We start from the raw sequence: 25,643 nt of genomic DNA on the forward strand, positions 1-25,643 counted from the left end.
TAATCAAATGTCGATTAAGCTGCAGCATAAAGTATTTAATGTTTTTGTAAATTGCAACAAGCGTTGAGTAACGATCAGGAGCGATGCACATCAAGATGCAAGTCAGAAAACTTTTCTTGATGATATTTGTAGCCGCCCACAAAGGCAATCATGCCGCCGTTATCGGTACAAAATTTTGGAGGTGGAGAAAAGAACGCTAATTTGCGTCGCTCGCAAAAGGTTCTAAAACGTTGTGTGATAAATTTGTTGCAGGCAACCCCACCACCAAACGTAATGGCTTTGATGGTTGGGTACTGTTGTAGCGCGAGTTTTAAATTTTTTTCAAAAATATCAGCAACGCAGACGAGCAATGAGCTGGCAACTTGTTTTTGAAGTTCTGGCGTAATCTTTTCTTTGATGGGGCCGGTTTGTAAGTTGTAGGCGCCTTGGTTTACCAAGTTGTACAAGATAGCTGTTTTCAAACCAGAAAAACTGAACATCAATTCACTGTTTTTATTTTTAGTGCGCGGGTACTTAAAAAAATCTTCAAAGTGTACTTCTTGCGCCAGCTTTTCAATAATCGGTCCGCCTGGGTAGCCAAGGTTGAGCAAATGAGAAATTTTATCAAATGCCTCGCCAGCTGCATCGTCCAGCGTGTTGCACAATTGAACGTAGTCGCCAAATCCTTTGACTAAATACAGCGCGGTGTGCCCGCCCGAAGCGGTTAGGCTGAGATGTGGAAACGGGATATTTTGTTCAACCGAGTTGTCTGCTTTTAAAAATGGCGAAAATACATGGCCTTCAAGATGATGAATGCCAATAATTTTTTTGTTTGCTGCCCACGCCATGCCTTTGGCAAAACAGATACCTACCAGCAATGAGCCGGCAAGGCCAGGCGTGTTGGTAACGGCTAACGCATCAAGATCATGAACGGTTATGTTTGCTTGCGCAAGAGCCTCGGCAATGATGATATCAATTCGTTCAAGTTGCGAACGTGAGGCAATTTCTGGCACAACGCCGCCATATTTTTCGTGATACATAATTTGAGAAAAGAGTGCGTATGAAATAATTTTTTGGGCAGCTGTATCAAAAACAGCTGCCCCAGTTTCATCACACGATGTTTCTATTCCTAAGATGAGTGCCATGGTTGTTTACGGTATAAAATTATTGAGATGAGGATGACGATTCGTTAGTACGCTTTTTCTTCAGCATCATTTCCCAAAACTCATCGTTGGTTTTTGTTTTACGCATTTTATCAATCAAGAATTCCATACCTTCAATCGTATTCATAGAAGTAATGAATTTTTGTAGAACCCACATATTCTTAACTTGATCTTCGCTCAACATAAGTTCTTCACGACGCGTACCTGACATTTGAATATCAAATGCTGGATAAACACGTTTGTTGGAAAGTTTGCGTGTCAAATGAATTTCCATGTTGCCGGTACCTTTGAATTCTTCAAAGATAACTTCGTCCATGCGAGATCCTGTTTCGACCAGCGCAGTAGCAAGAATAGTGAGCGAGCCGCCTTCTTCAACATTTCGCGCTGCACCAAAGAAACGTTTTGGTCGTTGCAAGGCGTTAGCGTCGATACCACCGGTCAGTACCTTGCCTGACGATGGTGCCATGGTGTTGTAAGCACGCGCAAGACGCGTTAATGAGTCGAGCAATATTACCACGTCGTGGCCGCATTCAACAAGGCGCTTAGATTTTTCAAGTACAATTTCTGCGACTTGAATGTGGCGTGTGGCGTACTCGTCAAACGTTGAGCTTACTACTTCAGCGTCAACAGAACGTTCCATGTCGGTTACTTCTTCAGGGCGTTCGTCGATCAGCAAAATGGTCATTTTAACTTCTGGATTATTTTGCTTGATAACGTTAGCGATTTCTTTTAACAATGCTGTTTTACCGGTACGTGGCGGAGCTACGATAATACCACGTTGTCCTTTGCCGATTGGTACCAATAAATCCATGATGCGCGTGGCGATGGAGTTGGTGTTTTCGGCCAAATTAAATTTGGTGTTAGGGAAAAGTGGTGTCAAATTTTCAAACATAGTTTTTGCGGCCGAAGCTGCTGGTGATTGATAATTGACTGACTCAATACGTTGTAAAGCAAAGTATTTTTCGCCATCTTTTGGCTTGCGAATACTTCCTTTAATCACATCGCCTGTACGCAAGTTAAAGCGCTTAATGTGGATTGGCGACACATAAATGTCGTCAGGACCTGGGACATAGTTAAATTTTGGAGAACGCAAAAAGCCGAAGCCGTCTGGAAGGCGTTCCAAAATACCTTCACCAAAAATATCTATTTTTTTATCAGATTGTGACTCAAGAATTTTAAAGATAATTTCTTGCTTCTTTAATGAATTAATATCTGGCAAGCCAATATCGTTTGCATACGCAATCAAACTGGTGATGCCCATGCTTTTTAATTCTTGAACATTGATTGATTTTCTTGGCTCACCATTTTCAGCGTTGTTCTCTGGTGTTTCTATGAGGTCGTCAAGATCTGAAAAATGTGGCATTTGTTGCTGTTGTTGTTGATTTTGATTACTTTTTTTATTTTTAAAATTTCGTCCATGCTGATTATTGTTATTGTTGTTATTATTATTGCCGCTTGGACGGGAAGAAGATCGTTTGCGATTGTTTTGATTTTGGTGATTGTTTTTTTGGGGGTTGTGCTGTTGCTGTTGCGGTTGTTGGGCATAAGAAAGATCTTTTTGCTCGAGCTGGGCAACTTCAAAATCTTGTTCAAGGGCAGGTGGGGTGTCGGTGTAGGTTTCGTTTTTCAAATCGGGTGCCGAGTTGTCTGGAACTATCGGAGTCTTCGGTTTCGTATTATTGGTCGACATAGGGCCATCGCTTTTCTTATTTTTATTATTAACCATGTTTTATTCTGACAACTCAATTCTAGATTTATTTATAAGGTAAGAGCATATAGTAAATGCATATGAACAATGTGTAGCATAATGTTGGTACATAATGCTACACATGACGTTAAGTTATTTTATTTATATCAAATAATCGCAAGCTTGCGAAATCTGAACTTAATTAGATGATTTTTTTACGAGTCGCACAAAGTATTAGGAATTAACGCTCGTAAGGTTTTGTTTTTTGCTGAGCATGTACATTACCGCGGTTGCAACGTAAATCGAAGAATAAGTGCCTACAACCACACCGGCTGCCATAACCATTGAAAGTCCACGTAACGTGTCGCCGCCCAAGATTATGATAGCAAGAATCGATAAAAAGGTCGAAACACTAGTTAAAATGGTGCGCTTGAGTGTTTGGTTAATGCTCAAGTTAATAACATCATACTCTGAAAGGCCACTCATTTTTTGTAAATTTTCTCGTACACGACTAAAAATTACGATGGTATCGTTAAGCGAATAACCAAGTACTGCCAAAATAGCAGCCAAAATATGCACTGAAATTTGTTGTCCCGTTAACAAAATAAAGACCAGCATCATTAATACGTCATGTAACAATGCAATGGTTGCACCAACGCCGTAGCTAAATTGTGAACGAATCGCAATATACAAAAGCAATAAAATCAAAGATAAAAAAACTGCCTTAAAAGAATTCCATTTAATGTCTTTGCCAACCTCAGGGCCAACCTGTTCAATCCCGCTAATTTCGGCTGGATTGTCTGGAAAGTTTTGTTGGAGAAGAGCTTTAAAAGAACTTTCAAGGTCACCCGTTAAAGTGTCTGTGTGTAATGTAATCAAAAATGACTTGCCGTCAGATCCAAGCTCTTGAATTTCAGCACCTGATGTTGCATCGCCGCCCAATGCTTGACGCATGGCGCCGATACTGAGTGGCTGCTGAAATAATACGCGTACTTCAGCGCCCCCGGTAAAATCTATGTGATAGGAAAACCCGCCTCTAACTGCGTACGTTACAAGGCCGGTAACGAGAACAAGAACAGAAAACATTAATCCGGCAACTCGGTATTTCAAAAAATCAAAACGATATTTTACTAAACCTGATGAAACTTGCATTACTTCCCCATCACAAATAAAATATTAAAGAGTTGACTATATGCTTGTATCCGCTACACGCCATAGAAACGAATCCCCAGTTTTTTACTTTGCAGCAATAACTGAAACAAACTTTCTACCTTTAAAGCCAATATGAAATTTCACAGAGCCATCAGCTATTGCGAAAAGAGTGTCATCTTTTCCGCGCATAACGTTTTTACCTGGATGAATTTTTGTTCCGCGTTGACGGACAAGAATGTTCCCTGAAAGAATGATTTGGCCGTCGAACCGCTTACAACCTAAACGTTTACTTATACTATCGCGGCCATTCTGCGTAGATCCACCACTTTTACTCGTTGCCATGCTATAATCCTCGTTTTGTGATACTTAAACAACACAAGATATCGTTTCTCAATCAAAGATTTATGATTTACAGATGTCTTTTTATTCGGACGTGATAATCTTATTTTGCTTTCTTTTTTTTAAAAAGTCAAAGGTTATTTGGTTATTTGACCCCAATTTTGGCCCGTTTTTATGCTTACGTCAAGAGGAACTTGCCAGGTAGTAACATTTTGCATAATGTCTAAAACTATGTTTTTTGCTTCAAAAAGCTCCTTAGTTGGGGTTTCAATTACTAATTCGTCGTGAATTTGTAAAATGATACTGGACGACATCTTTTTGGCGGTAAAAGCTTGGTCGAGCCTGTTCATAGCAATTTTCATAATATCTGCCGCGGTTCCCTGGACTGCTGTATTGATGGCAATGCGTCTGCCCAGTTCATGACGAATCTTATTTTTTTCAGCCAATTCAGGCACAAAGCGGCGTTTGCCCCACCATGTTTCAACGTAGCCAGTTTCAAGCGTTTTTTGAATAACGGTCTCCATCCAGCTTCTAACGTGTGGGTACTGAGCAAAATATGTTTCTATATATTTTTTTGCTTCTGTTGTTGAGATTTCAAGTTCTTGAGAAAGGCCGTAGGCAGTCTTACCGTAAATAATGCTAAAATTGATTTTTTTACCAATTTGGCGTTGGTCCTGCGTAACTAGTTCTGGTTGGACGCCAAAGAGCTGGGCCGCTGTTTGTGTGTGAATATCTTGGCTCTCTTGAAATGCTTTGATCAAGTTTTGATCGCCGCTTAAATGTGCTAACACACGCAGTTCAATTTGAGAATAGTCGGCCGCGATGAAGCTGTGTCCTGCCGGCGCTATAAACGCGGAGCGTATTTTGAAGCCATAATCTGACGAGGCAGGGATATTTTGCAAATTAGGGTTGTTGCTCGAGAGCCTGCCCGTTGCGGTCATGGTTTGGCTGTACGAGGTGTGTACGCGATGCGTTGTTGGATTGATCGTGAGCGGAAGTGGATCAAGATAAGTGTTTTTTAATTTTGCAAGTTCGCGATGGCGTAAAATAAGTGCAGGGATAGGATGAACTTTGCTTAATTTTTCAAGAACTTCGTGATCGGTTGATTGGCTGCCGCCTTTATTTTTTTTAACACTTGGTAAGCCCAGTTTATCAAATAACAATGTTTCGATTTGTTTTGGTGAATTTAAATTAAGCAGAGGTTCGTTTTCAGCTGGTTGGCTATCGTGATAAATTGCCGCAAAGATTTTTTCTTCAAGATGCGTTAATTCTTTTACCAATTCTTTGTTGGTTGTTTCTAAAATTTTTGCATCAAGCACAATGCCTTTTTTTTCCATGCTGGTTAACACATGATACAGCGGCATTTCAATTTCATAAAAAAGCTTTTCAAGAGTTGGTTGGGTTGCTAGTTTTTTCTCAAAAATTTCTTTGAGCTTGAGTGTTTGTAAGGCATCGTGTGCGCCGTACTCAGCGCCATTTTCGATGGGTACCTGATCAAAACTTTTATATTCTTTGCCCATCACTTCTTTAAATTTGCGCATTGGCTCGTTTAAAAAAAAGAGCGATAGATTCTTGAGATTAATTTTTTGCCACGCTTCGCGCATTAAATTGGCGGCGATCAATGTGTCAAAGGTAGTGCCGCGCAGCGTTATGCCATTATTCCAAAAAACAAGCTCGTCAAACTTGGTATTGTGCAAATATTTTTCTATCTTGTCTGATTCCAAAAGAGGTTTTATTAAAGCTATACATTCATCAAAAGGAATTTGTGGGTGAGCATTGTTATGTGGATGCTGTAAAGGAATGTAGTAAGCGCGTTGATGGTCGTATGCAAACGAAAGGCCAACCAGTTTGTGCTGAAGCGGGTCGCTGCCGCTTGTTTCGGTATCCAGGCCGCAATAGCCGATTTGCTCTATTTTACTTAAAAGTTTTTTGAGTTGGTCGATGCTTGAAACAATGACGCATTCCCATGTTGGCTCGGTACTTTCAAAAAGACTTTGTTGTGTTTCAATGCCGGACAACGCTTTTTTCTTTTCTTTTTTTTCGGGGGTGTTTTCTTTAATCAGCCCTTTAAAATTAAGTTCTTCAAAAAAATCAGCAGCGTTGTGCCAGTTGTTTTTATCAAAGTCTAAATCTTTTTTAGCTAAACCGGTTTGTGTGTAGTGCGGCAAAAAGAGTTTGAGAGAAAGAAGGGCATTATCTTTTTGTTCACTCAAAAGCGTTTGTGTACGTTTTTTTTCTACACTTTCAATATTTTGGTATAAATTTTCAAGTGAATCAAACTGCTTGACCAAATCTTCTGCCGTCTTTTTACCAATACCTTTGACGCCAGGAATATTGTCTGAAGCATCGCCCAGCAATGAATAAAAAAATGGAATCTTTGCCGGCTGAAAGCCGCGTTCTGTTATAAAATCTTCTTGAGAAACGAGTTTGTTTTTAAAGGTATCTAAAATAAGAACGTTGCTATGTGATAACAATTGGTACATATCTTTATCGGCGCAGACGATTACAATTTGCTCGTCAGGATTTTCTTTAACTAATGACGCAATTAAATCGTCGGCTTCATAATTATCTTTAGAAACGGTGCACATGTTGATCAGTTTGATAAAGGTAATAATATCTTCTTTTTGTTCAAAAAGATCGTTGGGTGCTGCCTGACGAGTGGCTTTGTATTCTGCATAGACTTCTTCGCGTGTTGCTGTAGAGCTTTTGCTGTCCCAGGTTACCACGATTTTTTTTGGATCAAAGTCTTTTATTAATTTATTAATGGTACGGCAGAAAGCAAAGGTCGCATGCGTTGGTTTGCCCTGCGGTGTATGTAAGGGCGGAAGTGCATAGTATGAACGGTACAAAAAATAAGAACCGTCGATAATAAATAGAGCATCTTTTTTTATAACTGATAGATCCACGTAGTACCTTTCAAGCAAATAATATTTCTTTACTGTAGCACTATTTTCTTATTTTTGAAAAAGGTATCTGTTTTAAAGACTTGTTTTTTTTAAAATCTCGCTTCATAGTAATCCAAAAGGATTCTCAAAAAAAAGGAGTTATAAATGAAAAAAAGTTTTAATATTTTACTTTTTCTTTTAATTTTTACCTGTTCAGCTGTTAAAGCTGCAAATTTAACGGGGACCTCAACGCCTGTTTATCAAAATGCTCATTATGTTTTTCGTAATTTTAATAACGCCACGGGTTATGTTCGTTTGAATAATGGCTTTACCATTTTGGCTGGTCAGTCCGCTGCATTAGATACGTTTATTACCGTTTCTGGTGCCATAGATTTACGCACGACTGGATCAATTGATTTGCGCAGTGATCTTTATTTGGCCTCAAATATTACCTTTTCTACCGGCGGGTATATCAATGGCCGTACTAATACGATCCATTTGGGCGATGATATAACGTTGCCAACCAACAGTATTTTTCAAATTGTTTCAGATACTATTATTGATGGCAGAAATAAAAATGCGCTTATTTTTCAGCCGCATGCGCAACTTTTACTTGCCAGTAACGTGAGTTTGACGTTGAAGAATATGACTATTAAAAATACGCGTAATAACCCAAATATTCCTATTTTGCGCTGTTTCGATCAAAAAGGTGATATTACGCTTGATAATGTAACGCTTGAGTTGGTTGATGATTTCCCATTCAGAACCGGGCGTTTGTTTTTTAATAATGATGTCAGATTTACCGGTACCTCTTGTTTCATTTATCAATCATGGATGCAAAGTTATGTCATGCCACAATCTCTTTTGACGTTTGATCCAGGCATGACGCTTTATTATTATCCAAGTTCAACCAACCAAGATTTAATTCAGCTGGTTGATAAATCGTCAACACTTTTCATGCGAGGTTCTATCACGACACTACAAACAACGCACACTGGCATGCGTTTGACCAAGGGAAATTTGTGGTTTGATAATAAAGTTACCTTGAGTACGCGTGCTGCGACAGCGCTGGATTTGGTTACTCAAACAACGACATTCAACTATGGATCTATTGTTAATTCGGTTGCCTGGTCGCCAGATCGTCGCTACTTGGCAGTTAGTGGGACAGTGCCAAACGGTAACAATGAGGTGCACGTTTATAGTTTTAGTGGCGGATTACTTACTTTGGTTTCATCGCTTGATTTTGGCGGTAACTGTTTGCGTATAAAATGGAATCCTGATGGTCGTTACTTGGCGGCTGTTGGTGGAACGACTGATAACTTTAAAGTTTATAGTTTCAATGGTACTACGTTGGCACAAGTAGCTGCTCTTTCACTCGGTGCTGCAACCAATAATACGCAAGGGTTAGATTGGTCGCGCGATGGCAACTATATTGCCGTTGGGCCGATTAACCCAACAAGTGGTAACGAAATTCAAATTTTCAGATTCACGGGCGTTACGGTTGTTTCAACACCAGTTGCTACAATTGATCTTGGAGCTACGGCTGGCACTGTAGCGGGTGGTATGTCGTGGAATCCTCTTGGAACGACACTTGCGATTGGTGCTAACTCTATTGTTACTGGTGGTAATGAAATTCGTCTTTATACGTTTAACGGTTCATCATTAACGCTTAAAACAAGTCTGGATTATGGCGCTTCCAACGGTGTCAATTCTATCGAATTTGATCCAAGCGGGCTTCATGTGGCTGTTGGTGGGCAATCACCAACGAGTGGTAATGAGCTTCAAATTTATCGATTTAATGGTTCAACGCTTTTACTCGTTACCAGCGTTGACTATGGTACTGCAATTAATGAAGTTCGTTGGGATCCTTCTGGACGTTATTTGGCGGTTGGTGGAACGACGCCAACTAATGGTAATGAGTTACAAATTTATAGATTTGATGGTGCTGCTTTGACGTTAATTTTTAGCCAAGATTATGGCACCGAAATTAAGGGACTCTCCTGGAGCCCTGATGGTGCAACGCTTGCTATTGGTGGGCAAACTGCAACAGCAGGCCACAATGAAATTGAAGTGTATTCGGTTGCCTACCGCTTTGATACGTTGCCGCAGGCTCTTACTAATGGCCTTGTGCTGGGTAATGGTACGCTCGGAGCAGCATTTGATTTACAAACCATTATTTTTGGTGGTGCACGCGTTGAGCTTTTTGGCCGCTTGTTGTATAACCCATTTTCATAACGTTAGAAAAAGGGCGATCCTTGTGCTATTCTGGCATATGTGAATATGCTTTTTTAACACGATAGGATTGTATGAAAATTTTAGGATTAGATCTTGGCGACAGATGGGTCGGCTCTGCCATTGCCGATCCATTAGGCATTAGCTGTCGGCCGTATGAAACGGTTGAGCTTGAAAATCTTGTTTCATTTTTAACGCGCGTAATTCCTGGTCAGGATATTTCAGTGGTTGTTGTTGGTTATCCAAAAACAATGAGTGCGGGTACTGAAAGCGATCAAACGCGCAAAACGGTTAAGCTCAAAGAAGAGCTTGAGCAGCAGTTTGGCAATGTCCAATGGATCTTGTGGGACGAGCGCTTGAGCAGCAAGCGTGCCGATATTCTCAAAGGCACGGGCAAAACACCAGAAGAAAAAAGACGCCAACATTCTGTTGCGGCGTCCTTTATTTTACAAAGCTATTTGGATTATAAAGCATTTAGTGCGAGCCAAGAAGAAGAATAGTCTTCATGCCATGCTTGTTTCCTGCCGTTGTATTTTCTTCTTGATCGTCGATAAATAAACATTCTTGTGGTTTGAGTTGGTACGTGTTGAATAAATAATCAAAGATTTCATCGTCTGGTTTCATGCAACCGGCAGTGCCTGAAACGACCAAGCCATCAAAACAGGCAAAAAGTTTAGGATGTTGTGTTTTAAGAATTGCAAAACTTTCTGCATCGAAATTTGAAAGAAGATACAAATGATGTTTGCGGGACCCATCAGCATTGTGCTGATTTCGTAAAAATTGTACCATTTCAACAAGAGCGGTTGGCTTGCAAGCGTTTGCAAAAGATTGTGGACAGAGTAAGTCGTTGATTGTTGCCAGAATCACCGAGTGCTCAAGATTGCTTCTTATCAGAGTGGGATTTTTTTCCAGAGCTTGATTGATTTCTGCTTTTATTTCGGCACTCGTTTTTTTGCCAATTCCCCATTCGTACGTCAGTTGAGGCAGTTTTCTCGTTTTATAAAATTTGTTATTGGTTGGCGGGCTGATTTTATCCAAAAAATCAAGCGTGATATTGAGCAGATTAAAAGGATTTTTGTAATGCCAGATCGAGTATGCTAGCAGGCGCATGATACCAATTTTTCGTAATAACAAAAATTTGCTCATGTGAAATTCAAACAAAACGCCGGTCATATCAAAAACAATATTTTTCTGCTCAAAGGTTGGTGCTTGTTCGATAACTTGAGGGATGGTTAGTGCTGCTTGCATTGGCTGGTTCATGTGCGCATTCCTTGGATAAAGAAAAAGCGTGAGCAACAGAATGAGCATTTTTGTTTGATTGGCAAGGTTGAGATTCATTATATTCTTTCGATTTTGAAGCGGGCAATAATTTTGCTCATTGTGTGATAATATTTTGGAATATTCTCGCTGATTGATTCTGCAAGTTCTTCATTGTACGTGTGTGATGTTAGATTTCGGTCCCCAACAAGATCTTCAAGAACCACAAGTTCCTCGTTTGAGATAAGTTGCTGTTGAAGGCACAAATAAAAAATATGTCGAGGGCTTGCTTTTTCTGGTTGGATTTTTAAAACCTCAGTCAGATAAACTTTTAAAAATTTCCAAAAGGTATCCATGCAAAATTCAAAGCGTTTAATTGCTGAATCACGCATTTCTTCGTGCAGTGCTTCAAATTGATGGCTATGTAATTTTTCTAAAATAGTTTTGAGTTTGTTGAGTGCGTTGCAAATTGCTTGATATTTTACTCCTACGATTTCCATAGAACGCCTTCTTGTAAAATAAATTTTCGCATGGCTTCAGAAATGTCTTGAAAATCGACGAGATCAATTTTGTAGGGAATGTTGCTTTCGCCCAGCATATCGCGTGCTTCGCCAACGTCAGCGCGCCTGAGTTTTTTGCCAGCATCAAGAGCGATATCAATATCTGAAAATTCCTGATTGGTGCCGCGAGCTCGCGAGCCAAAAAGATAAATTTTTGCATCGGGAAAGAGCGCAGATAGAATGGCTATAATTTTTTTTTGATATTCGGGTTTGAGGTTCACTCTATTCCTTTCTAACTATTTTCGAAAAGTTTTTCTTGTGAAACAAGTGCTTTACGCAGCTGCCCAACCCCTTGCACGTTCCCGACCATAATAAATCCTTTGAGTATGCCATCGTGGATTAAAAGGCGGTGGTAAAAGTCAGCTCCTTGTTTAATGAGCTGCGTGTATTCAGCGGGCTTGATGGTGGGGCCGCAGGTGACAAATGTCGTGCCAAAAATATGTGAGCTGGTGATCGTGACCGTGCCGGCATAATTTTTTTCAAGCCCGACCATTGTGTGTGCTGCAACCATGCCTTGTTGAACCGCGTCGGGCCAGAGCGTGCTGATGGTGGTGCCGCCCGTAACCAAATCGTGCACGCGGCAAATATCGCCGCCGGCAAAAATATTTGGGTTGCTAGTCTGCATGGCTGGCGAAGTCATAATGCCGCCGTTTTCAATCGTGAGGTTTGCTTGGCGGGCAAGATCGAGATTAACGCTGCCGCCAATCGCAAAAATAACCATGTCTGTTTTCATCGCTTTGTCCGTGTTTAAAAACAGGCCGGCAACGCGTTTGTTGTGTGTTACAATTTCTTGGACAGTGGTTGATGTCAAAACGTTGATGCCTTTTGCCGTCATGAGATTTGTTAAAAACTCAGCGCCAGTAGCATCGATTTGGCTGGCTAAAACGTGTGGTGCACGTTCAACGACCGTCAGGTTGAGGCCGTGTGCTAGTAAAGCATCGGCACATTCAAGGCCGCTGAGGCCCGCACCAACAATCGTTGCCTGTTTAACGTTATGCTGCTTGATATACGCAAGAATGTTGGTAACGTCATCAAAATCAAAAAATGAAAAAACGCCCGTTGCTTGGGCGCCAGGCAGGAACGGGATAAAGGCAGAACGACCAGTTCCCAAAAAAAGCTTGTCGTAGTTAAAGCTAGTGCCGTTGGTAAGCGTCACTTTTTGTGCTGCTGCATCAAGGCCGACTACGCGGCTGTTCAACATTAATTCAATATTATTTTCATCAAAAAAGCTTTGTGGTTTGGTGGCTACTTGATCTGCCTCGCGTGCACCAGACAAATGATCTGCCAACAGGCAACGATTGTACGGCATAACTCTTTCTGCTGTCAGGCAGATAATGCGAGCGCCGGCGTCAAGCGTGCGTAATTTGCCGGCAGCACCAAGGCCAGCAGCGGATGAACCGATGATAATGTACTGTTGTCTCATAAAAATACCTCCTGCAAAATGTAAAGAAAAAGCCGACAGATTGCAAGTTTTAACCGATAGTCTGCAGCGAGATATGAGTTGGGAGGTCTCATGACCTCCCCGAGTTGATTATTCGTGAAATTCAAAGCCTTCAAAAATTTGAAAGCTACAATCATCTTTCCAGCCTTCAGCGCCAAGACCTGCTTTAATGCTCAAGTGTGTGAGTGTTTGTTCCAGATTCCACCCAAAATTTTTTGGTACTTGCGGTAAAAAGACGGCGGAGTTTTTGAGAGCACCTGTGCCATCAAATTTTCTCAAAATAATGCCGTGTCTGCCAATCTCAATTTCATTTAAGCTGGAAATATTTTTAGGTGGGCATAAAACTGAAATATCAAAAATAATATTGTTTAAATCTTGTTGAGTGATGGGGCTAAAGCGGTCGTCATGAAACGCAGCAGATTTTGCCATTTCAACAATCGTTAAAAAGAGCGGTTCCTCAGACATAATGCGGCCGATGCAACCGCGCAAGTTACCATCTTTGTTATTGAGCGTGACAAAGGCGCCGGCATGTTTGAAAATGCCTGGGCTGATGATTGGCCACAACAAATGTTCTGGTGTTTGTGCTGTTTCAGGCTTTAGTTTGTTTTCAACAACTTCTTGAGCGGTTTTTAAAAGTGCTCGTTTTTCGTAACCAGTTAATTGGTTTTCTTTGCTTAAGTTTTTTAATTCTTGGTTGGTTGCTACCAGGCCAACATAACTTACGCTTTCGCTCGCTTGAGCGTCTGGAATGCTACCAAGAAGTGCTTTGACATCAATTTCTTGTTTATTGTTGCGGGCTTGATGTAAGTGGGCGGAGGTGTAGTAGCAGGTAACACGTTGCTCGGTCGTGGTGCCAAACGCTTTATCTTCAAGAAGCGAAATAAAAAGCTTGAGTGGGTTTTGACCACAAATGGTCGAGCCAGTTTGGTTAAGTAAGTTTTCAAATTCTTCTAAATTTGGGTTTACCAGTGTTTTGACGGCGAGGGAATCTAAATATTTCACTTGATTGATAATTGTATCGTTAAAGACCTGGTAATTGAAATTTTGCCCATGGTGTATAAAGTCTGAGCTGATGACTAATAAGGTCTGATCGTTCAAACATTCTTTAAGTTTAGCGGCGATTGGTTCTATGTCTCCAGTTTCCAATTGTCCCACAAGGAGTGGCATTATTTCAAACGAAGTGATAGTTTCTTGTAAAAATGGGAGCTGTATTTCGATAGCGTGTTCGGTTGCGTGAGCTTGTCTAAAAATCTTAAAATGTTCATTTTTTTCAAGTTTAAATAACAATTCTTGGTTGACGTTCAACTCGCCAAGGGGTGTTTTGTAGGTAGTATAATCTGGCAGGGCAATACCACGGAAAAACGTTGTATGACTCGGGGCTAACACGATGACTCGTTTGATTTTCTTGTTTTTGATCGATGATGATCGTAGATTCTTGTTTTCAAGAAGGGTTTGGTAGGAAGTGGCAGCACAGAGGCCCGAGTAATAATAACCAGCGTGTGGAACGACGAGCGCTCTGATGGCTTGTGGGTCGGCTTCGACATAAAAATCTTTTAGGGCCTGCGTTAGATAATTATTAATTTCTTGGCGCAAGGCCGCTGGTTCTTGTGGATACCAGCTTGCCGTTAAGTGAGCTTCGTGCACGATTGACAGGGTTTTTTGGCTTGAGCGAGATTCTTTGGTAACGCAGGCAGGTGCTATGCTCAGTCCTGCTAAGATTATGCATAAGCCTATTTTTTCAGATCGTTTAAGCATTCTATCTCCTTTTTTTGATGATGTACGCTTTGTTCTTTCTTTTCTGGGTCTCATTTCTTTTTCATGACTAAGCCTATTAAAACGGCATAAAATGTAAATTTTTCAAAAATATTGATTATCTGAATATAAAATATATAGCATTAGGGTAGGCAAATATTCAATAAGAAAGTTTTTATTGGGAAAAAGAGAGGCAAGGGGAATTGGGTGCTGGTAAAAAGCACGGGGAGATCTGATGAAGTTCTTGAAAATATTCTTGGCATGTTTCGTGGTGGCATACGCTACTACCCCTTCGTTGCGTGCTGCTCGCCAACTGGCATTATTCGATACTGCTCATCGCGAGCAGGCGCTTTATCAGCCATTCATTAATGCGGCACAAGTGGCAGATTTTAACGTGAGTTATGTATCGATCGATCAGCTCATGGACCAAGAAAATTTATTTCAAACATATCAAGATTTTGATGGAATTTTTTTTATTTTTAGCATGGAATTTTTAAAGGGCATGCACGACAAGTCGCCCGTTGCGCAAAAAGTTATGGACCTCATGCACCAGTATGCGTCGCTTGAAGGCAAGCTTACCGGATTGGTTTTGCCACCATTGGCCGTCGCATCACCCAATGGACCGGTGATGGCGCTTTTGCCAATTTTTGAACAATTAGGAACCAATGTTCGTGCCGATTTGATGGCACACGATAAAAACAATAAAGCAGCGCAATCAATGCGTGCCTTTCTGGGCCTTACCAATCGTTTCTTATCGGTTCCGTTGGAATCTCGAACCATGCTTTACGAAACAACACTCTGTGGCGCGCATAGTGGAGCAAGCTTTTTTAATGATCAAGTTAAGCAACTTCTTCGTGCTCAAAAAGCACGTTTAAATGTTTTGCCTTTTCGTTCTGCGCAGTATTATTCAGCCTCAGTACGGAAAGCTTTTCCCTACGGTTTATACTGGAACAATCCATTTTTTAAAAATCATGTGGTTGTTACATCAAAAACGTTGTTAACGTTTTCTGGCATAACCGAAAGTTTTCGCATGTGTCCTGTCAAAGATAGTATTCGCTCAAAAATGCATGAGGCGATGAATGATATGATGGGCAACCTTAAAACTATTCTTGATACCAACAAATCTCCTAACCCCAACCCCGGTAAAGCGCTTGATGATGGCAGTGCCAACAGGAGCGCTTTACCCCCGTTTCTTTCGGTAGATTTAGCGAGTAAGTATGATAAACATTTTAGAAAAATTGCCTGGATGGAGTTGCCTATTTTTGAAGATAAAGATTATAAAGATATGGCCGCCAAGGACATAAAAAAAGACAAAAAGGATCGTGCGGTCAGACAAACACAGTTAATTAATCATATTTTTGATGCTGGCTTAAATGCCTTGTGGATCAGCTTAACCCCCAATATTTATTATAGTCCTATTGCTAAGTACAAAGATAAAGAAAAAGTTTTTATGAGTTCGGTGGCGCGTTTTATTAAAAAATTGAGTGCTGCTGCTAAGCGCCGAGGTAAGCAGCTACCAAAAATTTTGGTGGGGTTTGAAATTGCTGACAATATTTATGCGCCAAATTTACCAAAACAGTTTGCGTGGGATCTTTATAACAATCGTTATGACGATGTCCCAAGTCCAATAGCTTCAACTTTTTGGGACAATGAAGTTAAAAAACCGCTTCAGGTTTTTGTAGAGAAATGGGAAGATCCAGCTATTTCCAATGGCGTGCCGCTATCTGGTGTGGTGATAGATCTTGAAATGTATGGCCGGCGTAAGAGCGATATGTTTTTAAATGTTTTTGGTTTTTCGCCCGAACTTTTTAATGAATTTAAGAAAGATAAATCTAATTTTTGGGCTGCTACTAATGCTCACGAGATTGTTGCCCAGCTGATGAAAAATAAAGCTGCGGCTGATTATTTTTCATTTTTAGAGCAGCGAGCAGAAAGCGTTGGGAAAGACTTAAAAAATTATGCCGAAAGTTTAATTCCAAATTGTTTGATGTCTTGTTATGCCGCTACGTTGCATGTTGATTGGTTTTATAAAGGTTTTTTTAAAGGGCTGAGCACTGCAGAAAAGCCCGTGTATGTTAGTACTTTTAATACTGAATTTAAGCAGCATCATGACTGGTTTACCAAGAATGATATTAATATTCGGCATCTTGGGGTTTTGTTGTTGTCCAAAATAAAAAATCTTGATCAAGCGGCTTGGGTTGATCATATTTTACAAAATCATCATGGCATGTGGCTCAATCGCTTTTCACGTTTAGTTGAAAAATATGAACCAACAAGTTGGATTAGTGTTGAGCAGTCGCCCTTGGATGAGGGACAAAAAAAGCAGCTCATGAAATATCTCTCGTTGCAGCCATAACTAATTACTCTTTGCCTGATTGATTGTTTTTTATTACTCTGTAAAGCAGAGTATTTTTTATCTGATCATTAATTCAAACAAAGGATTGTTATGGCTCTTGAAATTACGAATGTAAATTTTGAGCAGGAAATTACGAAATCTGATAAGCCAGTGGTAATTGATATTTTTGCTCCCTGGTGTGGACCTTGCCGTCAAATGGCGCCTCTTTTTGATGAGCTTTCAAAAGAGCTGGCAGATAGCTATAAGTTTGCAAAAATCAATATAGATGATCAACGTGATTTAGTAGTACAGTATAATGTTTCTTCAATCCCAACTTTTGTGTTTGTGAAAAACGGTCAGATGGTTGGAAAAGAAACTGGTTCAATGACTAAAGAAGCATTGAAAAATAAACTCGATAGTTATTTTAAATAATAAAAGTTAAAAACAAAAAAGGCGCTTTTGAAAAAAGCGCCTTTTTTGTTTTTAAGTAGAATGGTTAGAATTTATATTCAAAGCCCATGTTCAAGTAGAATGATCGATCGTCTTTCAATCTAAAATCTTGAGCGTCAATATCATTTGTATCAATACCATCTTCAGCGCCTTGTGGCAACGTAGCAAAGAAAGAACTATAGAAATCTTTGCTCAATGGCACGCCTGAAACGTCGGTAAAGAAACCGCCTGGTGCAAACATAGCGATGATGGCAAAGAATTTAAGATCTTTAATAATTTCAATTTCTGAAATAACGTTAAATTCTGTTCCCATGAATTTACGAGAATCTTCATCGGTTGCCATGCCGCCTGTTGCATTGCCATTAGCATCATACGTAAGTTCAAATACTTTTGAAGGGAAAGCCTTCCAGAAGAACATCAAGTTTGGATTGATCGTTAAGCCTCTGCTTTGACCACATTTTGGTTTAAGCGTAAAGCTAAGTCCAACGTGTTGCAAGTCGGTAAATGCAAAGTCTTCTCGTGCACTGGTATCGCCAGAATGTAACGTTGATGGCACCTTGAGCAAGCGTTCACCAAGAACAATCACACTTTGTACGTTTTTACCGTTATAAAGTTCATGAAGACCAACAAATTCATTAAAGTTTTTATCGACAGGATCTTGATGAGGGTTTTGGTCGCCAGAGGCATAACCGTACGCAGCTGCCATTTTTAAAGTCTTATCTTGAGTTGTGTACGCAACGTCTACTACGCCCATCCAGCCACGAAGTTGATTGGTGTACGGTGGACGAATACGACCTGATTTACTGGTAAAAGCACCAGGCAGTGGATCAGAATCGGTATAAACAATTCGTTGAGCAGCAGCAAGACTGGAATCGGTAAACGTTGCTGGTTTCGTTGTTGCGTTATCAATAATGTTTGTGAAGTACTCTTCAAGCTGTCCCGTAGCATTTCTTCTGATATCAATGCGGTTACGGTCAAGATGACGCTCAATTGTTCTGCCATAGTTACCAGCAATTTCACCGCTGACTTCAAAGCCTTTGTAGACATGTTCAACGTTCAAGCCAATCGAGCCCAGTTGTGTTTTGGTATCAGCAAGAACTTCTATCGTTTGATCTGATGCATCGTTGTAGAAAACGTATGGCTCGATGTGTAAGTTATGGTCTTCGTTGTGAATTGGTTTCCACATAAGACGTGCAGCAATAACTTGGTCGTCTTTACCAACACCGCGCCATGGCGTTAATTTATGATCAACAAGTTGATCTTTTACGCTGTTGAGCGTGTAGGCCAGGCTCTTGTCGCGCTCTTCAAATTTTGAATAATAAATATCATAAAACAAAGTGTTTTTAATCAATTCACCATTCAACAAAATACCAGGTGCTGATTTATCTTCGCCGTAGCTATAAAGACCAAGTAATTCACGGTTGAGACCGTACACAGATCCAAGTGCTATACCGCGACCAAGCATGAAGGGAAACCAACCCATTTTGAGCGTATGAATGTAGTTGCTTCCTTTGCCGCCGCAGATTGCGTTAAGGCTGAATTGTAGCCAACCTTCGCTGATCCAGATTAACGGTTTTCCGTTGGTGTGGCTGTGATTACCAAAAACAGTCTTGTCTAATTTAAGCGTTACTGGTTGTGACGCGTCGGCGTTTGCAAAAACGCTACCAAGGCCCCAAACGCCTTTTTGGCGCAGGTTAAGATAAGCTTCGATTGCTTTGTGATCAAATTTTTCTTTGCCGTAAACGAAATCAAAATTCAGATCAAACGTTTGTTTGAAATATTCCGCTTGGTCGGGCAAAGCTCTGTTCATCATTTCGATGTTTTTGGCAAAATAATGTTCAACCAACATTTTACCACCAACGGTCGCTTCAAAGTCGCCTTGACGTACGGTTAATTTTGGTTTGGTTCCTGCGGTTGTAGATACCTTTTTAAGATCTACTTTTTTTGTGGTGTCTATTAATCCGGGAATGTTCATGGCATGAGCAGGAGATGCTGAAATGATCAGCCCGAAAAGCAAAACAACATTATATTTGTGTAACAGCTTCATTAACGTATGTTCCTTTCTGATGAAAAATGATTCTAAAAAACAACCCGATTGGTGGTTTATTGTGACCGAACTTTGAATCTTTGTCAATTACGGATAAGCCCTGTATTTCGATACAATCTCACTGCCAACTTGGTTAATTTTGCCTGCGCCAATTGTTAGCACCAAATCATTTGGTTGTGCAATTTTTTCAATTGCTTCAATGATTTGATCAAAATTGTCGTAGTGCATAATCGTGAGTTCAGGGTTCATTGCGTTGATAGCTTCGGTCAGCCGCAGGCTGGTAATGTTTGGAATAGGCTCTTCGCTTGCTGGGTGGATATTGGCGACGATTAACGTTGCAACTGAAAATCTATTTTTTGCGGAGGCGAAAAGTTCAACAAATTCACGCCACAACTTTTCGGTTCGCGTGTAGCGGTGTGGCTGAAAAATAACATGCAAGCGCCCGCCCGCATTGGTGCGGTGCTGCGCTACTGCCAGCGTTTTTTCAATTTCAGTTGGATGATGGCCGTAGTCATCAAAAACTTCGGTGCCTTTGAAAGTGCCTTTAAACTCAAAGCGACGTTCTACGCCAAAAAATGATTCAAGTGCTTTGGCGATGGTAGCAAAAGGAATATCAAATTCTAAACAGAGCGATAGTGCGGCCAATGCATTTAAAACGTTGTGATCGCCTGGAATATTGAGCGTTACGCGGCCCAAATGAAGTGGAGTTGCCAGCGCAAAACCCTTGCTGTCTTTATTTTTGAAAACATCAAAAACTGATTGCATGGTGCCAAGCGAGACAATAGTACCCATAATATCAGCGTTGCTGTGCAAGCCATATTTGACGGTACAGACATGAGGCAATGGTAAAATTGCTTGTATATTTGGATCGTCAATGCAGACGATGGCTTTGCCATAAAAAGGCAGGCGCGCCAAAAAATCTTGGAATGTTTTTTTGATATCATCAAGGCCGCTGTACGTTTCTAAATGTTCGTTGTCGATGTTGGTGACGACTGCCATCGTTGGATTCAAATACAAAAAAGAGCGGTCGCTTTCGTCTGCTTCGGCGATGAGCAGGTTACTGTCACCAAGCTGTGCATTGCTGTCGATATTTTTCAAAACGCCGCCAACAATGACCGTTGGGTTCTTTTGTGCTTCGATCATAATGTGCGAAATCAATGAAGTCGTTGTTGTTTTGCCGTGCGCGCCGGTAACCGCAACGCTGTATTTAGTGCGCATGAGCTCTGCCAGCATGAGTGCGCGCGGGATAACCGGAATGGCGCGTTCAAGTGCGGCAACAATTTCTGGGTGATCTTTTTTGATTGCTGATGAGTAAACCAGCACGTCGGCGTTGTCAACATGACAGGCGTTGTGGTTTTGGAAAACCGTGCAGCCAATATTTTGAAGATGAGTGATGCTTTTGCCTTCGCTGCTTGAATCGCATCCTGAAACGGTGTAGCCTTGCAATTTTACAATTTCAGCAATACCGCTCATGCCGATACCGCCAATGCCCATGAAATGAATATGTTCTCTTTTTTTATACATGTTTTTTTCGTAATCGTGATTTGGTACATTTTAAATTCTTACGTCGTTTGATTAAGGTAATAGATAACGCGTAATTCTTCGAATGCCTTCTTCAAGAATTGCCGTGTCGCGGGCATAACACAAACGTAGAAATGATGCGCTGTTGGGACCAAATGTTTTACCGGGAATCAGACCAACTTTTGCATGGTTGAGAATACTTAAGCAAAAGTCAGTGGCATCGGGATAAATTGTATTTAAGAATAGAAAGATACCGCCGTCTGGTTTTTTGTAGCTAAAGATTCCTGCTTGAACAAGTGGTTCAATAAGTTGCATGATCAACGTTCTGTTGTGACTGATGATGTTGAAAAAATTTTGTGAAAGCTCAGGATGGTCAAGTGCGTACAATGCGGCGTATTGTGCGGTATTGTTTAAACAATTGAGCAATGCGTCTTGCATGCCAACCAGATGTTTAGTGAGTTTTTTTGAAACAACTAAATAGCCAATTCGCCAACCACTCATTGCCATATTTTTTGAAAAAGTATTGGCGCTGATAACAAAATCTGATTTGTTAATAAACGTAACGCCGGGCGTTAACGTGCCGGTAAAGTCGTACGAGCGGTATGCTTCATCGATAATTAAATAAATACCTTTTAATTCACACCAATCAACAAGTGCTTGTAGTGTTGTTGCCGGGATTATAGCGCCGGTTGGATTGCAGGGATTTGAAAAAATAATAATTTTTGTTTTGCTGGTTGTTGCGGCTTTAATTTTTTCAACATCAAGGTTCCAATCAAAATCGAGTGAATTATTATCTTTTGGTTCAAACATTGGAACGAAAACCGTTTTACTGCGTGTTGTTTGCGTTAAAATAGTGTAGGCAGGGTAAGATGGTTCTGGAATAATAACTTCGTCATCTGGCGCTAAAAGCGTTAAAAATAATAACGAAAGGCCGCCAATGCAGCCGTGCGTTGGCAATATTTGGTCGCTGGTTACCGCAGTGTTGTAGGTAGTAATAATATGCTGTGCAAGTTTTTCACGTAAAATTTTTATGCCCCAACAGCTTTCATAATAATCTGTTTTGTCGGTGTTAAGTAAGTCTTGAACGTATTTTTTGATGGGCGATGGGATGCCGCCAATTTTTACAGAGCCTTGCGATAATGAAATGTATTCGTGACTACTTGCTATTTCTTCAATTTTTTTTATGCCTGAAAGTGGTATTTCTAACATGATGGCTCCTTTTTGATGATTTGGTGAACTGATGCAAGAAGTAAATCATAATAAAATTTTTCTTTTTTTACAAAAAGGGCCTGATGAATAATTATAATTTATTGTTGAGAATAATAATAAATTCTTGATGTGAGAAATATAAGAAATTGAGAATCCCAAAAAGTATCAACAAGTGACGAATAATTTTATTACGATAATTTTGTATGTTTACCGGATCTTCGTTAATAATAAACGTAAAAAAGGTACCCAATCCTGATACTAAAAAAATGAGCCAGTAAGGATTTGGGTTAACAATAATTCGATACAAAAGATAAGTTGGAATTGTTTGGTAGTAAATATACGGTTCAAAAAAATAAGAAAAAATATTAATGATGACCGCGAATGACCAAAAAAATGGTTCAGTAAAAATTGGACGATCAGTTACCAAGCGTAGCGGAAAACCGAGCAACAGTTGTCCATGGCCGGCTGGTATGCACAGTGCGTAGCAACTCCAGATCAGTAGTGCTAGCAACGTGCCGTGTTTAATGCCATAAATTGAAATATAGTAGAAAAAATTAAAAGAAACAAAAGAGATGAGAGCGATGTATTTAAGATAAGAAAGTTTTTTCTTTTCCACTACTCCTCCAACATCTTTTCCATAAGATTGCCGGCCTGCTCTCTATTTCAATCATTTGACCCTTCGACAAGCTCAGGGCAATCGGGCGAAGCTTAATTCTTTATTTCAATCATTTGAGGGACTGGCTTGCCAGGCATTTGCTTCGCAAATGACTGGTGGAGCTAACCGGGATCGAACCGGTGACCTCATGAATGCCATTCATGCACTCTACCAACTGAGCTATAGCCCCAAAAGCATTTTTCATTTAAAGTGTAAGAGAAGTCGGGAAAATCGCAAGTAGTTTTTCTTAAAGGATGCTTATGAAAAACGTTATTTCATTTTTGAGTGATCTAAAAATGGTGGTGCCCATTATACAAAAAATTAAAGAAGTTGGGGGTGTTGCTTACTTGGTAGGCGGTAGTGTGCGCGATTTAGTGCTCGATCGGTCGGTTAAAGATATTGATATCGAAGTGCATAAATTGGCACTTGATGAACTTGAAAAGGTTTTAGAAAATTTTGGAAAAACAGAATTGATTGGTAAGCAGTTTGGTGTTCTGCGTTTGTGGCGATTGGATGTTGATTGGTCATTGCCTCGTAAAGATAGTATCGGTCGTAAGCCTGACGTAACAATAGATCCAACAATGGATATTACGCAAGCATTGAAGCGAAGAGATATTACCATGAACGCAATGGCGGTCGACTTGAATGACGTTGTTGATCAGTACGATGTATTATTAAAAAAAGCTTACCATGCGAAAAGCTATGCCGATTTGTTTACGATTATTGATCCGTATCACGGACTTGATGATATTAAAAATAATCGATTGCGTGCGGTTGATAAAAGCCTATTTATTGAAGATCCCTTGCGTTTTTTTCGTGTGATGCAATTTATTGGTCGCTTTGATATGCAACCAGATACTGAGTTGCAACAGTTGTGCGCCACTATGGTTTTGAAAGATCCGATTACGCATGGTTTATTAGCGCGCGAACGCATTTTTGAAGAAATAAAAAAATTGATGCTTAAGTCAGAGCGGCCATCGCGTGGCTTTCGTTGGTTGGCTCAGATTGGGCGCCTTAAAGAATTATTTCCAGAATTGTACGTGTTGATTGGTGTTAAGCAACGGTCAGATTACCATCCCGAGGGCGATGTTTTTGAGCATACGATGCAAGCAATTGATGCAGCTGCAGAGTTGACTGATTATCAAGAAACCGAATTGTTGTCTGCGCAGGAAGAAAAATTGATGATTATGTTTGCTGCGTTGTGTCATGATCTTGGTAAACCAACAACAACAGATGCCAATCTTTCTTGTCACGGACATGCTGAAAAAGGTGAGTCAATTGCGCATTCATTGCTCAAGCGCTTAACAGATAATGTCGCGCTTATTAAAGTAGTGTGTAAATTGGTGCGCAATCATATGCGGCCGTTTATGCTTGTTCGTGAACAAGCCTCGCTCAAAGCGTATAAGCGGCTAGCAGCTGTTCTGGGGCCGGACCTTAGTATGCGTCAAATTGCGTTGTTAGCGTTGGCAGACAAGCGTGGACGTAATGGTAATTCGCATGAACCGCTGAGTGCAGATAGTGCTGATTATGCCGATTTCTTAGCAGCAAGCGAACGGGCTCATGTTGTGCACAAGCCTGAAGCACCGGTTTTGCAGGGACGCCATCTTCTTGGCTTGGTATCGCCAGGCCCGCGCATGGGTCGGTTGCTTGATCGTGCTTACGATCTTCAAATTGAAGAAGGTATTACCGATCTTGAAGAACTTAAGCGACGTGTTTTGAAAGATTAAAAAAAAGGAGCACACCTAGAAGGTATGCTCCAAAAAGAAAATTGTTTTGCTTTTAAATTTTAATTCTTGGTTAGGTTTTTCAAGCGAAGCTTGGCATATTTTTTAGCTGCACGGCGCAAAATGCCATAGCTTTTGAGCTGGGCAACCATGCGGTCGAGAAAATGTGTGCCGCCTTTTTTATACTCAGCCAGGTCGCCATCTTGGATTTGAAGCCCAAAAAAGTTTCTTGAAGGTTTTGCGACATGGCCTTCTTTTTCTTGTACAAAAATAAGGCGTACGCCAAAAGGATCACGCACAGAAAATTCACGCGTACCATTATCAAGAGATTTTAACTCAGTGACAATAGTAATTTTCTTTTTTTTGCAACGGTCATAGTATTTTTCAATGCCAGTTTTGAGTTCGATATACAAACCAATACTTCTGCTGGCACAGCGTTTAATAAAACTGAAGTCCGCCAATTCTTCAACATGTGGCGCGCGTAGCTGGAGCATGCATTTGCCTTTTTTAAGGCGTGCACACGACAGTGCACTTGGATCATCTTTTTTTGTTTCAAGATACGTAACGTCGAAAGCAAGCTTTTCAGTATAAAACTTAACGGCTTTTTCAACAGACTCTACAACAATAATTAATTCTCCAGACTTCATCATACTATTTCCTATTCTTTAGAACCTAGCACTTCTTTTTACGCAGCTGAAGGGGTACTTTCTGCTGCTGCAATTCTTTTTGCTAGTCTGCTAATTTTGCGTGAAGCGGTGTTTTTTTTCAAAACGCCTTTACCTGCTGCGCGTGCGATTTGTGATTCTGCTTGTTTAAACAATTCGCGTGCTTCGCTCACTTCGTTGCCAGCCAATGCATCAGCAATTTTGCGTGCAGTAGTTTTTAATGCTGAACGGCGTGCTACGTTTTGTTGACGCTTTTTCTCGTTTGTTAGTGCTCGTTTTTTAGCAGACTTGATGTTTGCCATGAAATTATCTCGCTTTAATTAAGATGGAATAACTTAAATTACTTTTTCAACTTTTCCGCTTTTTACACATTTTGTGCAAACGCTGCCGCGATGTACGTTACGCTCGCCCTTAAGTGTGTAGCGCATGACGTGAACGTTTGGATAGAGCCAACGTCCTGTTCTGTTGTTTGCGTTACTGACGTTGTTAGCAGTGCGTGGACGCTTGTCGCATGCCATACAAATATTTGCCATAGCTTTGGTGTCCTTACCTTAAAATAATATTATGCTTATATTCAATTAAAATATGCA

22 protein-coding genes and 1 tRNA gene are annotated in these 25,643 nt (G+C 40.5%); 5 read left to right on the top strand and 18 right to left on the bottom strand.

Features of this window, described 5'->3' with window-relative positions; genetic code table 11:
- Positions 1-74: 74 nt before the first annotated feature.
- The 5 genes from tsaD to polA all read right to left on the bottom strand — a co-directional run bounded on the left by tsaD (position 75) and on the right by polA (position 7,226).
- The gene (gene tsaD, locus IPF37_04885) at positions 75-1,124 is read right to left on the bottom strand and encodes a tRNA (adenosine(37)-N6)-threonylcarbamoyltransferase complex transferase subunit TsaD (protein ID QQR48868.1); all 1,050 of its coding nucleotides are present in this window, start codon (positions 1,122-1,124) and stop codon (positions 75-77) included.
- A gap of 19 nt (positions 1,125-1,143) precedes the next feature.
- A complete protein-coding gene (gene rho, locus IPF37_04890; protein QQR49850.1) occupies positions 1,144-2,832 on the bottom strand; it encodes a transcription termination factor Rho in 1,689 nt (562 codons plus the stop codon).
- A gap of 231 nt (positions 2,833-3,063) precedes the next feature.
- Complete coding sequence (secF, locus tag IPF37_04895; GenBank protein QQR48869.1) at positions 3,064-3,981, bottom strand: protein translocase subunit SecF; 918 nt, start codon at positions 3,979-3,981, stop codon at positions 3,064-3,066.
- A gap of 84 nt (positions 3,982-4,065) precedes the next feature.
- Positions 4,066-4,323 carry a 50S ribosomal protein L27 gene (gene rpmA, locus IPF37_04900; GenBank protein QQR48870.1) on the bottom strand — a complete coding sequence of 86 codons (258 nt, stop codon included), beginning with the start codon at positions 4,321-4,323 and terminating at the stop codon, positions 4,066-4,068.
- A gap of 134 nt (positions 4,324-4,457) precedes the next feature.
- Positions 4,458-7,226 carry a DNA polymerase I gene (gene polA, locus IPF37_04905; protein ID QQR48871.1) on the bottom strand — a complete coding sequence of 923 codons (2,769 nt, stop codon included), beginning with the start codon at positions 7,224-7,226 and terminating at the stop codon, positions 4,458-4,460.
- Positions 7,227-7,370: 144 nt separating this feature from the next.
- Between polA and IPF37_04910 the strand changes: the two genes are divergently transcribed.
- Positions 7,371-9,440 (top strand): WD40 repeat domain-containing protein, encoded by a 2,070-nt coding sequence (locus tag IPF37_04910; protein QQR48872.1) that lies wholly within the window; start codon positions 7,371-7,373, stop codon positions 9,438-9,440.
- 71 nt (positions 9,441-9,511) lie between these two features.
- Positions 9,512-9,937: a Holliday junction resolvase RuvX gene (ruvX, locus tag IPF37_04915; GenBank protein ID QQR48873.1), complete on the top strand. Its 426-nt coding sequence runs from the start codon at positions 9,512-9,514 to the stop codon at positions 9,935-9,937.
- Here the strand turns inward: ruvX and IPF37_04920 are convergent.
- From IPF37_04920 to amrB, 5 genes are all read right to left on the bottom strand, one after another.
- On the bottom strand, positions 9,912-10,697 hold the full coding sequence (locus IPF37_04920) for an HAD-IA family hydrolase (protein QQR48874.1): 786 nt from the start codon (positions 10,695-10,697) through the stop codon (positions 9,912-9,914). The genes ruvX and IPF37_04920 overlap by 26 nt on opposite strands.
- 77 nt (positions 10,698-10,774) lie before the next feature.
- Positions 10,775-11,194 carry a nucleotidyltransferase substrate binding protein gene (locus IPF37_04925; protein QQR48875.1) on the bottom strand — a complete coding sequence of 140 codons (420 nt, stop codon included), beginning with the start codon at positions 11,192-11,194 and terminating at the stop codon, positions 10,775-10,777.
- Positions 11,182-11,475: a nucleotidyltransferase domain-containing protein gene (locus IPF37_04930; GenBank protein QQR48876.1), complete on the bottom strand. Its 294-nt coding sequence runs from the start codon at positions 11,473-11,475 to the stop codon at positions 11,182-11,184. The genes IPF37_04925 and IPF37_04930 overlap by 13 nt, the downstream gene beginning before the upstream one ends.
- 11 nt (positions 11,476-11,486) lie before the next feature.
- The gene (locus IPF37_04935; GenBank protein QQR48877.1) at positions 11,487-12,677 is read right to left on the bottom strand and encodes an NAD(P)/FAD-dependent oxidoreductase; all 1,191 of its coding nucleotides are present in this window, start codon (positions 12,675-12,677) and stop codon (positions 11,487-11,489) included.
- A 108-nt stretch (positions 12,678-12,785) separates the two neighbouring features.
- Positions 12,786-14,450 (bottom strand): AmmeMemoRadiSam system protein B, encoded by a 1,665-nt coding sequence (gene amrB, locus IPF37_04940; protein QQR48878.1) that lies wholly within the window; start codon positions 14,448-14,450, stop codon positions 12,786-12,788.
- 232 nt (positions 14,451-14,682) lie between these two features.
- Between amrB and IPF37_04945 the strand changes: the two genes are divergently transcribed.
- Both IPF37_04945 and trxA read left to right on the top strand, forming a co-directional pair.
- Positions 14,683-16,803 (top strand): hypothetical protein, encoded by a 2,121-nt coding sequence (locus IPF37_04945; GenBank protein QQR48879.1) that lies wholly within the window; start codon positions 14,683-14,685, stop codon positions 16,801-16,803.
- Between the two features lie 90 nt (positions 16,804-16,893).
- Positions 16,894-17,214, top strand: coding sequence for a thioredoxin (gene trxA / locus IPF37_04950; protein QQR48880.1), 321 nt, complete (start codon positions 16,894-16,896; stop codon positions 17,212-17,214).
- A 64-nt stretch (positions 17,215-17,278) separates the two neighbouring features.
- On the opposite strand, the gene IPF37_04955 is transcribed toward trxA, so the two are convergent.
- The 5 genes from IPF37_04955 to IPF37_04975 form a co-directional block, all read right to left on the bottom strand.
- Positions 17,279-19,279 (bottom strand): hypothetical protein, encoded by a 2,001-nt coding sequence (locus IPF37_04955; GenBank protein ID QQR48881.1) that lies wholly within the window; start codon positions 19,277-19,279, stop codon positions 17,279-17,281.
- 87 nt (positions 19,280-19,366) lie between these two features.
- Complete coding sequence (locus IPF37_04960; GenBank protein ID QQR48882.1) at positions 19,367-20,803, bottom strand: UDP-N-acetylmuramate--L-alanine ligase; 1,437 nt, start codon at positions 20,801-20,803, stop codon at positions 19,367-19,369.
- A gap of 51 nt (positions 20,804-20,854) precedes the next feature.
- Positions 20,855-22,009: a pyridoxal phosphate-dependent aminotransferase gene (locus IPF37_04965; protein QQR48883.1), complete on the bottom strand. Its 1,155-nt coding sequence runs from the start codon at positions 22,007-22,009 to the stop codon at positions 20,855-20,857.
- Between the two features lie 91 nt (positions 22,010-22,100).
- Complete coding sequence (locus IPF37_04970) at positions 22,101-22,625, bottom strand: hypothetical protein (protein QQR48884.1); 525 nt, start codon at positions 22,623-22,625, stop codon at positions 22,101-22,103.
- 153 nt (positions 22,626-22,778) lie between these two features.
- Positions 22,779-22,854, bottom strand: a tRNA-Ala gene (locus tag IPF37_04975).
- A gap of 70 nt (positions 22,855-22,924) precedes the next feature.
- On the opposite strand from IPF37_04975, the gene IPF37_04980 reads away from it, so the two are divergent.
- Positions 22,925-24,391, top strand: coding sequence for an HD domain-containing protein (locus IPF37_04980; GenBank protein QQR48885.1), 1,467 nt, complete (start codon positions 22,925-22,927; stop codon positions 24,389-24,391).
- Positions 24,392-24,450: 59 nt separating this feature from the next.
- Here the strand turns inward: IPF37_04980 and IPF37_04985 are convergent, their stop codons facing one another.
- From IPF37_04985 to IPF37_04995, 3 genes are read right to left on the bottom strand one after another with little or no spacing between them, the layout of a single operon-like run.
- Positions 24,451-25,038, bottom strand: a complete 588-nt coding sequence (locus IPF37_04985) for a VOC family protein (GenBank protein QQR48886.1) — start codon at positions 25,036-25,038, stop codon at positions 24,451-24,453.
- A gap of 35 nt (positions 25,039-25,073) precedes the next feature.
- Positions 25,074-25,355 carry a 30S ribosomal protein S20 gene (gene rpsT / locus IPF37_04990; GenBank protein ID QQR48887.1) on the bottom strand — a complete coding sequence of 94 codons (282 nt, stop codon included), beginning with the start codon at positions 25,353-25,355 and terminating at the stop codon, positions 25,074-25,076.
- Positions 25,356-25,388: 33 nt separating this feature from the next.
- Positions 25,389-25,586: a 50S ribosomal protein L28 gene (locus IPF37_04995; GenBank protein QQR48888.1), complete on the bottom strand. Its 198-nt coding sequence runs from the start codon at positions 25,584-25,586 to the stop codon at positions 25,389-25,391.
- Positions 25,587-25,643 lie beyond the last annotated feature (57 nt).

Source organism: bacterium, from assembly GCA_016699045.1.
Lineage (GTDB): Bacteria > Babelota > Babeliae > Babelales > RVW-14 > AaIE-18.